Source organism: Streptomyces albidicamelliae (genome assembly GCF_025642175.1).
Classification (GTDB): Bacteria; Actinomycetota; Actinomycetes; order Streptomycetales; family Streptomycetaceae; genus Streptomyces; species Streptomyces albidocamelliae.
Genome location: NZ_CP106795.1, coordinates 7,315,373 through 7,327,447 on the forward strand (window position 1 = coordinate 7,315,373; position 12,075 = coordinate 7,327,447).

The 12,075-nt window shown below is 72.8% G+C and carries 8 protein-coding genes; 2 read left to right on the forward strand and 6 right to left on the reverse strand.

Going from position 1 to position 12,075, the window contains the following annotated elements; translation table 11 throughout:
- Positions 1 to 7: 7 nt before the first annotated feature.
- The 5 genes from N8I86_RS33185 to N8I86_RS33205 all read right to left on the reverse strand — a co-directional run bounded on the left by N8I86_RS33185 (position 8) and on the right by N8I86_RS33205 (position 7,081).
- Positions 8 to 2,833, reverse strand: a complete 2,826-nt coding sequence (locus tag N8I86_RS33185; RefSeq protein WP_263279453.1) for an NHLP bacteriocin export ABC transporter permease/ATPase subunit — start codon at positions 2,831 to 2,833, stop codon at positions 8 to 10.
- 1 nt (position 2,834) lies between these two features.
- Positions 2,835 to 5,057 (reverse strand): NHLP family bacteriocin export ABC transporter peptidase/permease/ATPase subunit, encoded by a 2,223-nt coding sequence (locus N8I86_RS33190; RefSeq protein WP_263279454.1) that lies wholly within the window; start codon positions 5,055 to 5,057, stop codon positions 2,835 to 2,837.
- Positions 5,054 to 5,860 (reverse strand): HlyD family efflux transporter periplasmic adaptor subunit, encoded by an 807-nt coding sequence (locus N8I86_RS33195; protein ID WP_263279455.1) that lies wholly within the window; start codon positions 5,858 to 5,860, stop codon positions 5,054 to 5,056. The genes N8I86_RS33190 and N8I86_RS33195 overlap by 4 nt, the downstream gene beginning before the upstream one ends.
- Before the next feature lie 137 nt (positions 5,861 to 5,997).
- Positions 5,998 to 6,213 carry a hypothetical protein gene (locus tag N8I86_RS33200; protein WP_073890947.1) on the reverse strand — a complete coding sequence of 72 codons (216 nt, stop codon included), beginning with the start codon at positions 6,211 to 6,213 and terminating at the stop codon, positions 5,998 to 6,000.
- 454 nt (positions 6,214 to 6,667) lie between these two features.
- Positions 6,668 to 7,081, reverse strand: a complete 414-nt coding sequence (locus N8I86_RS33205) for a PaaI family thioesterase (RefSeq protein ID WP_073890946.1) — start codon at positions 7,079 to 7,081, stop codon at positions 6,668 to 6,670.
- Between the two features lie 200 nt (positions 7,082 to 7,281).
- Here N8I86_RS33205 and N8I86_RS33210 point away from each other — a divergent pair, with 200 nt between their 5' ends.
- Positions 7,282 to 8,745, forward strand: coding sequence for a S1 family peptidase (locus N8I86_RS33210; RefSeq protein WP_263279456.1), 1,464 nt, complete (start codon positions 7,282 to 7,284; stop codon positions 8,743 to 8,745).
- 164 nt (positions 8,746 to 8,909) lie between these two features.
- On the opposite strand, the gene N8I86_RS33215 is transcribed toward N8I86_RS33210, so the two are convergent.
- Positions 8,910 to 11,045: a SpoIIE family protein phosphatase gene (locus N8I86_RS33215; RefSeq protein ID WP_263279457.1), complete on the reverse strand. Its 2,136-nt coding sequence runs from the start codon at positions 11,043 to 11,045 to the stop codon at positions 8,910 to 8,912.
- 410 nt (positions 11,046 to 11,455) lie between these two features.
- Here N8I86_RS33215 and N8I86_RS33220 point away from each other — a divergent pair, with 410 nt between their 5' ends.
- Positions 11,456 to 12,064: a response regulator transcription factor gene (locus N8I86_RS33220; protein WP_073890944.1), complete on the forward strand. Its 609-nt coding sequence runs from the start codon at positions 11,456 to 11,458 to the stop codon at positions 12,062 to 12,064.
- The last annotated feature ends 11 nt before the right edge of the window (positions 12,065 to 12,075 follow it).

Genomic DNA, 12,075 nt, shown 5'->3' on the forward strand with positions numbered 1-12,075 from the left:
CGGCCGCCTAGGCCATCTGGCGGCGCACCAGTTCGTGGAGGCGGCCGGCGGTGTCCGCGAGCAGTTCGGCCGGGCTGCCGTGCTGGACCACCTTGCCGTCCTCCATCACGATCACCCGGTCGGCGTCCAGCACCGTGGACAGCCGGTGGGCGATGACGACACGGGTGGCGTTCAGCTTGCGGGTGCTGTCGATGACGATGCGCTGGGTGTCGTTGTCGAGGGCGCTGGTGGCCTCGTCGAAGAAGAGCAGCCGCGGGCGCCGGACGAGGGCCTGGGCGATCATCAGCCGCTGGCGCTGCCCGCCGGAGATCGCGCCGTTGCCCGCGACGATCGTGTGCAGGCCCATCGGCATCCGCTTGATGTCCTCCGCGAGCCCCGCCATCTCGGCCGCCGCCATCGCCTCCTCCGGCGTGTACGGCTCGGCGCCGCAGATGACGTCCAGGATGGAGCCGGTGAACGGCTGCGCGTGCTGGAGGACGACCCCGCACTGGCGACGCACCGCCGACTGGTCCAGGGCCGCGAGATCCTGGCCGTCGTACAGGACGCTCCCGGACACCGGCCTGTCGAAGCCGATCAGCAGCCTCAGCAGGGTGGACTTGCCGCAGCCGCTCGGGCCGACGATCGCCACGAACTCGCCCGGCCGGACCGCGAAGGACACGTCGTCGAGGACGAGCGGGCCGTCGTCGTCGTAGCGGAACGACAGCCTGCGGGCCTCCAGCGCGCCCGACAGCGGGCCGGGGCGGGTGCTGGCCCTGCGTACCTCGGGCGTGGCGTCCAGGACCGGCCTGATCTCCTCGAAGAGCGGCAACGCGGCCACCGCCGAGACGAACGACCCGGTCAGCTGGGTCACCGCCGTCAGCACCATGGTCACCGACGTGTTGAAGGTCAGGAAGTCCGCCGCCGACATCGCGCCCCGCGCCGGACCCGCCAGCAGCATGAACATCAGCAGGGTGCACACCGGCAGGTAGACCGCGCCCAGCACCGTGGTGAGGTTCTTGATCCGGCCGACCTTCTGCTGGAGCTCGCGGCTGCGCGCGAACTCCCGGGCCCAGGCCGCGTACGCGTAGTTCTCGGCCGCCGCCACCCGCAGCTTCGGCAGCCCGCGCAGGGTCTGGAACGCCTGGTTGTTCAGCTTGTTGCCGAGCACCACGAGCCGCCGCTGCCAGCGCACCTGCCACAGCCCGAGTCCCAGGAACACGGCCGCGATGACGACGAGCATGCCGATCGCCGCCATCGCCATCGGCACGCTGTACCAGAACAGCAGGCCGAGGTTCATCGCGCCGATCGTGACCGACTGCGCGACCACCGGGCCGACCCCCGCCAGCAGCCGGCGGACGGCGCTGATGCCCATCGCCGCGCTCGCCAGTTCGCCGGTCGAGCGCTCGGTGAAGAACCGGGTGGGCAGCCGGAGCAGCCGGTCCCAGACGGCCGGCTGGAGCGCCGCCTCGATCCGGCCCTCCAGTCGCAGGATGGACAGGTTCTCCAGCAGGGTGAACGCCGCCGCGACCAGCCCGCTCACCATCACCGCCAGGCACACCTGGACGATCAGGCCGGTCTGCGCCCGGGGCACGTACTCGCCGAGCACCTTGCCCGTGGCCACCGGCACCAGCGCGCCGATCGCCACCGTCACCAGCCCCGCGAGCAGCAGGTGCAGCAGGTCCCCGCGAGTGCCGCGCAGGCTGAACCGCAGCAGCCCCAGCGCCCCGAGCCGCTTGTCGGGCAGCGGCCGGTAGAACATCACCGCGCGCGGTTCGAACTCCTCCGCGTTGGCCTTCTCGATCGGTGTCTCGCGTCCCGTCGCCGGCTGTACGGCCACATAGCCGCCACGCCGCCACAGCAGCGCCACCGGCGCCCCGGACAGCGCCCGGTGCCCGACCAGCGGGCCCACGTTCTCCCGCCACCAGCGCCCGTCCAGACGGACCGCCCGGGTGCGCACCCGGGAGGCCAGCGCCACCCGTTCCACCGGATCGAGGCGGTCGCTCTCGGTGCCGCTCTGCGCGGGCTCGGCCAGCTCGATCCCGGCCGCCTCGGCGACGAGCCGGCAGGCCGCGTACGAGGCGTCCGCGTCGGCGGCCGTCGTCCGGCGGGCCGAGCGTTTGCCGATGGAGGCCAGCAGGGTCCGGTCGGCCTGGGCCCGCACCGCCTCACCGGCCTTGATACCGGCGGCCGTACGGGTCTCGTGGGTGCGCTCCAGCTGTTCGATCCACCGGTCGAGCGCGGTCAGCAGCCGGTACTGCTGGTCGACCATGCTCTGCCACAGCGCCGGGTCCATCAGCAGATCGGCGGCGGCCTCCGCGCCGTACAGCGAGCCGTACTGCACACTGCCCGGCGGCACCTGCATCCAGAAGACGTCGTCGTCGGCGGGCGCCGCGGTCCGCTCCTCGGCCATGGGTGCCTGGAACAGGACGGACAGTCCGCGGCCGACACCGAGGGCGAGCGCGTACTCGAGCGGGCTCGACGTCGGCGGGACGTACTGCGGGTTGCCGTACTCGTCGTACGACCAGGTCTGGGTGTGCGCGGGCTGGTACAGCTCGCGCAGGTTGACGCGGTGCAGGACGCAGTCGCGGACCGGGCGGGCCACCAGGGTGTGCTGGGGGCCGGCGACCGGGCCGAGCAGCAGCGCGCCCGCCTCCAGCCGGCCCAGGTGGTGCCAGTGGCCCTGCTCGGCCGCGTCCACCGCGAACAGGTCCAGGGCGCCGGCCGCGACCAGCCACAGGACCTGCGGGCCCTCCAGGTCCACCCGGGTCAGGCCCGCGCAGTCCGACCGGGTGCCGAGCGCGCCGAGCGCCCCGAGCACCAGGTCGCCGTCGTAGCCCTCCTGAACGGTCGTCATCTCAACGCTCCCTGACCAGCGCCGCGTACGCGCCGCCGTGTGCCACCAGTTCCTCGTGCCGCCCGCGTTCGACGACCGTGCCGTGCTGGAGCACGACGATCTCGTCGCTGTCGCGGACGGTGCTCAGCCGGTGGGCGATCACCACGCAGGCGCAGCCGCGCCGGCGCAGGTTGTCCATCACGATCAGCTCGGTCTCCGCGTCCAGCGCGCTGGTCACCTCGTCCAGCACGAGGATGCTGGGCCGGCGCACCAGCGCCCGGGCGATCTCCAGCCGCTGGCGCTGGCCGCCGGAGAAGTTCCGGCCGTCCTGCTCGACCCTGCTGCGGATGCCGCCGGGACGGCGCGTCACCACGTCGTACAGGGCCGCGTCCTTCAGCGCCTCCACCACGGCCTCGTCGGGGATCGACGGGTCCCACAGAGCCACGTTGTCGCGGACCGAGCCCTCGAAGAGGAACACGTCCTGGTCGACGAAGGACACGGAGGAGGCGAGCGCGCCGCGCGGGATGTCCTCCAGCCGGCGGCCGTCGATCCGGATCACCCCGTCCCACGGCGCGTACAGGCCCGAGATCAGCCGGGACACCGTGGACTTGCCACTGCCCGAGCCGCCGACGAGGGCCACCTGCCGGCCGGGTCCGACGGTCAGGTCGAAGCCGGTCAGCAGCGGCTGGTCCAGCGGGCTGTAGCCGAAGGTCACGTTCTCCAGCTCGACGTGCCCGTGCAGCCGGCGCGTGGAGTCGCCCGTGCCGGGGCGGTCGTAGAGCGGGTCGGCCTGGAAGTTCTCGACGTCCTTCAGCCGGGCCACGTCGGCCGCGAAGTCCTGGATGCGGCCCGCCACGCCGTTGAGCCGGGTGAGCGGCGCGGTGAAGCGGACGACCAGCGCCTGGAAGGCGACCAGCAGACCGACCGATATATGGCCCTCGACGGCCCGCATCCCGCCGATCCACAGGATCAGGGCGCTGTTGACGGTGGCGAGGGTCGGGGCGACCACTCCGAGCCAGGCGCTCGGCACACCGAGCCGCTGCTGTTCCTCCAGGGTGGTGGCGTGCTGCCCGGCCCACTTGCGGAAGTAGCCGTCCTCGCCACCGGTCGCCTTCATCGTCTCGATCAGCTGCAGCCCGGTGTACGAGGTGTTGGTGAGCCGCGCCGTGTCCGCCCGCAGTTTCGCCGTGCGGGTCGCGCGCAGCCGTACGACCAGCCGCATGGCCACCAGGTTCAGCAGCGCCACGCCGATGCCGACGAAGGTCAGCTGCGGGTCGTACGTGTACAGCAGCACGGCGTAGAGCACGACCACGACCGCGTCCACCCCGGCCGCCGCGAGGTCGCGGGCCAGGGTCTCCGCCACCTGGTCGTTGGACTGCAGCCGTTGCACCAGGTCGGCGGGGGAGCGCTGGGCGAAGAACGTCACCGGCAGGCGCAGCAGGTGGCGCAGGAACCGGGCGCTGGACAGGGTGGAGGAGATGATCCGGCCGTGCAGCAGATTGGCCTGCTGGAGCCAGGTCAGCACCAGGGTCAGCAGCACACAGGTGGCCATCGAGGTGAACAGCACGCCCAGCAGCGAGGTCTGGCCGCCGATGAGGAACATGTCGATGTAGGTGCGGCTGAGCGCGGGCACGGCCGCGCCGACGGCGACGAGCAGGAGGCTGGCCAGCACGGCGGCGGGCAGGGTGCCCGCCGTACCGCGCAGCCGCGCCGGCATCGCGCCGAGGACACCGGGCCTGCGCCCGCCCCTGGTGAAGCCCTCACCGGGCTCCAGCACCAGCACGACACCGGTGAAACTGCCGTCGAACTCCTCCAGGGGCACGAAACGGCGGCCCTTGGCGGGGTCGTTGACGAAGACACCGCGCCGGCCGAAGCGGCGGCCGATCCCGTCGTAGACGACGTAGTGGTTGAACTCCCAGAAGAGGATGGCCGGGGAGCGCACCTCGGCGAGAGCGGCCAGGTCCATCTGCATGCCCTTGGCCGTCAGGCCGTAACTGCGGGCCGCCTTCAGCAGATTGCTGGCGCGCGAGCCGTCCCGCGAGACACCGCAGGCGATGCGCAGCTCCTCCAGCGGGACGTGCCGGCCGTAGTGGCCGAGGACCATGGCGAGGGAGGCGGCGCCGCACTCGACGGCCTCCATCTGGAGCACGGTCGGGGTACGCACCGTGCCGGTACGGGACTTGGGGACCGGCCGCTTGGCGGGGGCGGCGCGTCTGCGGCCGCGGGATTCCTGCGTGGTGGTCACGGGAGCAGCCAATCGACGGGCCGCTGGTCGGTCAGCCTGACCGAGGCGGAGGCGAGGGTCATCGAGTCGAGCCGGTACGGCGGCCCGCCGGCGGTGGACCAGCGGTAGCCGCTCCTGGCGCTCCCGGACCGCTCCAGTGCGACCAGGACGGCCACCGGGCGCCCCTTGCGGGTGAACTGCTCGCCGAGCTGGGTGTCGCCGAGGAACGCGGAGATCGACTGTGCGGACTGCGCGGTGCGGTCCACCGACTTCACCCGGCCGCGCAGCACGCCGTACCGCTCGCTCGGCACCGAGGACACGGTGAGGTCGACGGAGGCGTGGGCGGGAATGGCCGCCGCGTTCTCGGCGGGTACGTACACGGTCGCGTACAGCGGGTCGGAGGCGTGGGCCACCTTCTCGACCGCGGCGACGTCGGTGCCGGTCCGGATGATCTGCCCGATGGTGGCGGCGAGCGTGGTGACACGGCCCGCGGCGACCGTGCGGACGATCGAAGTGCCCTGCGCGGTACGGACCTTGAGGACAGGGGCGTTCGCCGGGAGGCGCTGGCCCTGTTCGGCGAGGACGCCCGTCACCTGGCCGCCGACCGGGCTCTGCAGCACATAGCTGCCCTGCCCGTGGGTGAGGACGGCCTGCGCGCTCACCGTGGAGGTGACCGAGCCGGTCACCGCCCAGACGGAGGCCGCCGCCATCACGACGACGGTGACGCCGAGCGCGAGCCAGCCCTGCGGGCGGGCGAGCCGCACCGGAAGGTCCAGCTCCTCCGGCGACTGGAGCTTGGCGAGGGCCTGTTGGCGGAACTGCACGGAACTTCCCTCACCCGAGGAGAGACATCGTCACGACACAAGGGGGCGCTGCCGCGGACGGCAGCCGCCCTCGGGCACCCGAGAGCCCCGGAGCCGAGGGACGGCTCCGGGACCAGCGGTGACACACCGAGGTGCGATCAGAGACCGGCGACCAGGCCGGAAACCGGGGCCACGTTCAGGCCGGTGACACCCTCGACGGTGCCGACGGCCGTGTCGACCAGGCCGGAAACCGGGGCGAGGCCGTTGACGGCACCGGTCACGGTGTTCAGGGCGTTCACGGACAGACCGCCGGAAACGTTGTCCAGCTCGGCGTCCGAGATCTCGACGGTCTCAACCTGGGGGGTGGAGTTCATGATGGAACTTCCCTTCGTATGGATATTTCACAAGGGGGAGAGCGGCCCCTCTGGGGACAGACGGACGGCCGCGACCGCAGGGAACCGGGCCCCGGGTTCCTCAAGGCCCCGGCGACCCTGCGGTGCGATGGATCAAAGCACGCACGGCGGGCGCGCTTCCAATCAACCAGTGCTCTCACCTGGGCACTTGGCTCGGGAACGGCCTCAACCGTGCAGGTGCGCGCACGGCTTGTCGGCGACTCCTTCACATGCGGCACGACTTCGCCGCCGCTCCACCCCTTGCCCACCGGGCGGCGAATCCGGCACTCCGCGCCAAAGGCGTGCGAGGGGGCGTGCGGATGTGCAGATAAGCCGACGGCGGTGACTTGGTTGAGCATTCAATGTGTAGATTCCCTGAAGCCGGGATTCCGCTCCGTCTCCGGGACACACCGTTACCGCCCGGTAGCCGAGCGTGTCAGGCCAGGATCGCGTAGACCGTGCTCGCCCGGGCCGCCAGCGCGCCCGACTCCGCGTCGCTCAGCGTGATGTCGGCGAAGGCCATCCGCCGGCCCAGCTTCGTCAGCACCGCCTCGATCAGGACATCCGCACCGGTCACCGCCCGCTGGAACGACGTGGACTGCTGAACCGTCGTCATCGGCACGAAGCCGCCCCGCGCGGCCGACACGGCGATCACCGTCGCCGTGTCCGCGGCCGCCATCAGCGCCTGCCCCGACAGCCCGCCGCCCTCCCGGGCCAGCCGCTCGGACCAGGGCAGACGCAGGACGGCCCGGTCCTCGCCCACCTCCTCCACGGTCAGCCCCAGATCGAGCACCCAGGGGGCGAAGTTGGCGGAGAGGATCTTGTCGCCTTCGGCGGGGGTCATCGTCATACGGCGGATCGTTCCCGGCCGCCTTCCCCGCCACGCGGACGGTGGCCGATTCCCCGCCGAACGGCGGCCGTTGAGAAACGGAATTGAACACACCGCACGGCCGGTGCGTACAAACGGCCATCCAGGCGCCCCGGAACGAACTGCCCCTCACAGGCAGCCCCCCCCGTCTCAGGAGGTCGAGAAGTTTGAGTCACAGGCGAATGCCCAAGCGCAAGGTCGCGATAGCGGTGGGCGGTGTCGCGGCGCTCGGAGCGGCGGCCCTCCTGCTGCCCAACGCCAACGCGTCGCAGGACCGGAACGGCCAGAACGCGGCGTCGGGCGCCACCGGTGCGAAGACCCTCAAGTCAGCGGACGCCTCGAACCTCGCCGGTCAGCTGCAGAAGATCCTCGGCGACGCCTTCGCCGGCTCGTACTACGACGGCGGCAAGCAGCAGCTCGTCGTCAACGTGGTCGACGGCGACGACAACGTGATCGTCCAGGCGAAGAAGGCCGGCGCCGTCGTCCGCGAGGTGGACAACAGCCTCGGCGAACTCCGGCAGGCCGCGAAGACGCTGAAGACCAGGGCCACCATCCCGGGCACCTCCTGGGCGGTCGACCCGCGCACCGACAAGGTCCTCGTCACCGCCGACTCCACCGTCACCGGCGCCAAGTGGGACAGACTGCAGTCGACCGTACGCGGCCTCGGCGCCGACATGGCCACCCTGAAGAAGTCCGCCGGCAGCTTCAAGACCTTCGTCTCGGGTGGCGACGCGATCTTCTCCCAGGTGCAGGGCGGCAACGTCCGCTGCTCCCTCGGCTTCAACGTCACCGCCTCCGACGGCAGCCCGGCCTTCCTGACGGCCGGTCACTGCGGGGTCGCCGCCAAGGACTGGTCCGACTCCCAGAACGGGCAGCCCATCGCCACCGTCGACCAGGCGACCTTCCCCGGCAACGGTGACTTCTCGCTGGTCAAGTACAACGACCCGAACACACAGGCGCCGAGCGAGGTCAACGTCGGCAACGGCCAGACCGTGCAGATCAAGCAGGCCGCCGACGCCACCGTCGGCCAGGCCGTGTTCCGGATGGGGTCCACCACCGGACTGCACGACGGCAAGGTCACCGGCCTCGACGCCACCGTCAACTTCCAGAGCGAGACCGACCCGGGCGGCGTCGACACCGTCACCGGCCTGATCCAGACCGACGTCTGCGCCGAGGCGGGCGACAGCGGCGGCTCCCTGTTCACCCAGGACGGCGGCGCCGTCGGCCTCACCTCAGGCGGCAGCGGCGACTGCACCAGCGGCGGCGAGACCTTCTTCCAGCCGGTCACCGCCGCGCTCCAGGCCACCGGCGCGACCCTCGGCGACGGCGGCGCGGGCGCGGGCGACCAGGCCGGCGCGGGCGACCAGGCCGGCGCCGGTGACCAGGCCGGTGCGGGCGATCAGGCCGGCGCCGGTGACCAGGCGGGTGCCGGTGACCAGTCCGGCGCCGCCGACCCGTCGGCCTCGGCGGGCGGCCAGGCCGGTGCGGGCGACCAGTCCGGCGCGGGCGAGCAGGCGGGCGCCGGTGACGGATCCGGCGCCGGCGGCGACCAGATCGGCGGCGGCGCGGACCCGTCCGGCGCGGCGGGCGACCAGTCCGGCAGCGGCGCCGCGGACGACGGTTCGTCGCAGACCGACACGCACTGACCGGTCTTACCCGGACCCCCTGCCCACCTCGTCGCGGTTCCGGCGGGCAGGGGCCGGCCCGGCCCTCCGGCGGGAGGGCCGGACCCTGACGCCCGCGGCGGCCCGGCCGGCGCGGGCGTGACACGGTTGTGGACCACCGTGAACCGGCCGTGGTCACGGCGGCGTCAGTCGTCGCCGCGGGCCCGCAGCAGCAGCACCGCCACGTCGTCCAGGCGTTCCCGGGCAGCCGCGCTGTGCCGGAGGATTTCGTCCGCCAGGGTCTCCAGCGGCTGGTCACCGATCTCGGAGAGCAGCGCGCCGAGCTCGATCAGGGCGTCCTCGATGTCGATCCCCGGGGACTCCACCAGCCCGTCGGTGTAGAGGACGAGGACCGAACCGGGCGCCAGGGACACCTCGGTCGTCGGGTAGACCGCCGCCGCGTCGATCCCCAGCAGCGGGCCGCCGGCCAGGTCCAGCACCCGGACCCGCCCGTCGGGCCGCCGCAGCAGCGGCGGCGGATGCCCCGCACGCGCCATGACGGCCCGTCCGCGCTCCGGATCGAGCCGCAGATAGAGACAACTGGCGAACAGCTCCGAACCCAGGTCGATGAGCAGCCGGTTGGTGCTGCTCATCACCTCGTGCGGCGCCTGCCCCACCGTGGTGAACGCGCGGACCCCGGTGCGGATCTGCCCCATCAGGCCCGCCGCGGTCACGTTGTGCCCCTGGACGTCCCCGATCACCGCCGCCGCCAGCGGCCGGGTCGGCACCAGGTCGTAGAAGTCGCCGCCGATCTCCATGCCGTGGGTGGCCGGCAGATAGCGGGCCGCCGCCTCGATCCCGGGCAGGGGCGTCAGCGTGCTCGGCAGCAGCGCCTGCTGGAGGCCGTGCGCCAGCCGGGTCTTGGCGTCGTAGAGCAGGGCCCGCTCCAGCGCCTGCGCGATCAGACCCCCGAGGGACGTCAGGACCGCCCGCTCGTCGGCGGGGAAGGCGTGCGGTTCGGCGTAGGCGAGGACACAGGTTCCCACCGGCCGGCCGGACGCGATCAGCGGCAGGTACGCCCAGGCCGCGAACCCGTCCGGGGTCTCGTGCCGGCCGGGATACAGCCGTTCCAGATGCTCCCGCGAGTCGAAGAACGCGGGCACCCCGCTGTTCAGGGCCTGCGTGCCCGGGGTGCGTTCGCTCAGCGGCAGCCCGTTGAACCGCTCCACGACGTGCGCGTCCGCGTACCCGCGATGCCCCAGCACGTGCAGCCGGCCGCCCTGCGAGCCGAGGACCACCAGCGCCCGGCTGCCGACGGCCGGGGCCACCTCGTCCCAGACCAGCTGCACCACGTCCTGCACGCCCACCGCCTCGGTCAGCGCACCCGCCAGGCTCAGCACCTGGGAGATCGTCACCAGCCGCGCCGGATGCGCCTCCGTCTCCGGTGCCCGGCGCACCAGTTCCGCCACCGCCCGTGCCCGGCTGATGCGCACGCTCAGCCCGGTCGTGCTCGGATACATGCGGAACGACAGCCACTCGCCCGGTGGGCGCAGCGCCACGAACGACATCACCTGCTGGCTGATCAGGGCCGCCCGGTAGCGGTCCTCGTACATCGGGTCGTTGAGCCAGGGCACCGACACCCAGGGTTTGCTGCCGAGCAGTTCCGCGGCCGGTCTGCCGAGCATCTCGGCCGCCGCCGCGTTGACGAAGCCGATCCGGCCGTGCAGGTCGAGGGAGACCAGCCCGTACGGCAGCCTGGACACCATCCGGACCGCCTCCAGCGAGCCCAGCGTGCCGGCGATGCCCGGTGCGGGTGCCGCGATCACGTCGGCCTCGGGGCCGACCGGCCGGTTCTCCTCGGCGGCCCGCTGAAGCCGCAGCGCCAGCCGGTCGCAGGCCGCCGACAGGCTCTCGCGCTCGCGGTCGGACAGCTCCGGCGGATGCGCGCCGGGCCAGGTCACGAACACCGCGCCGTACACCCCGCGCTCCGTCGCCAGGGGAAGCGCGGCCAGCGCGAAGGGGTAGGGCAGCACCACCGAGATCCGCGGATAGCGGCGGGCCATCTCCTCCTCGCCGGCCACCCACACCAGCCGCCGGTGCCGCACCGCGTCGGCGACCGGGATCGGCGCGCTCAGCCCCACCCGCTCCCACGGCGCCGCGAACGCCCGGGGCATGCCCGCGGTCACCGCCATCTCCAGGACCGGTTCGTCGGGCCTGAGCAGGTACACCGCGCCCGAGTGCGCCTGCACCTCCTCGACCAGCGAGGCCAGCGCGAGCGACAGCACCGGCCGCCCGACCGACGCCGCGCGTCCCGGCCCCGGCCCGTCGGACACGCCGACCACCTCCTCCTACGGCCGCGCGTCGCACCCAAGGACCAAGACTCCCTCGTGGGTGCGTCCCGCGCACGGCGAGCCGGCCCCGGATCACGGCCCGGACCCGCACGAAGGGTGCCTTTGCATACCCCGAACGCCCCGACGCATGCCTGGTCGGCCGATGCATGTGGCGGCACACGCCCGCTCCCCGTGCGCCCCCGCGCACCCCGATGGCCGGATCTTCGCGCCCGCCCTGGATGATCGGGCCGAAGAATGGGCACGCGCTCACCGCGCCCGAAAGTCGACGGCGCGGAAGAGGGCGCGGAAGACGGCGCGGAAGAGGGCGCGTACGACGGCGCGGACGACAGGAAGTCGGCCGGCAGCGAACCGCGCCGGCCGGGACGAACGCAGGCATGGCGACCAGCCGAGGGGGCGGAGCAGTGATCCGGGTGCTTCTGGTGCACGACACGAGTCTGGTGCGATCGGTTCTCGCGGAGTGGCTGCGACGGGATCCCGGGCTCGCGGTGGACGACACGCCATGGCGCGGAGCCTCCTCGCGGTTACGGTCGTTATGTCCGGACGTGTGCGCGGCGGACCTGGACTGTACCGACGGCCACGGGGTGCCGCCGCTCGGCGACCTGTGCCCGCCGGGCGCCGGGGGCAGACCGCCGGCGCTGGTGGTGCTGGCGCACGCGTACCGGCCCGGACTGCTCAGACGCGCGGCGGAGGCGGGGGCGCTCGGCTTCGTCGACAAGGCCGGCTCGCCCGACCGGCTGGTGCGCGCCATACGGAGCGTCGCATCGAGGGAACGTTTCGTCGACGCCTCGCTGGGATTCGGGTTCCTCAAGGCCGCGCAGATGCCGCTGACCAGGCGCGAGCTGAGCGTGCTGTCCCTGGCGGCCGGCGGCGCGTCGATCGCGGAGATCGCCGGGAGCCTGCACCTCTCCCACGGCACGGTCCGCAACTACATGGCGTCCATCACCCGCAAGACCGGCGCGCGCAACCGCGTCGACGCGATCCGGATATCGAGGGGTGAGGGCTGGGTGTGACTAGCGTGCGA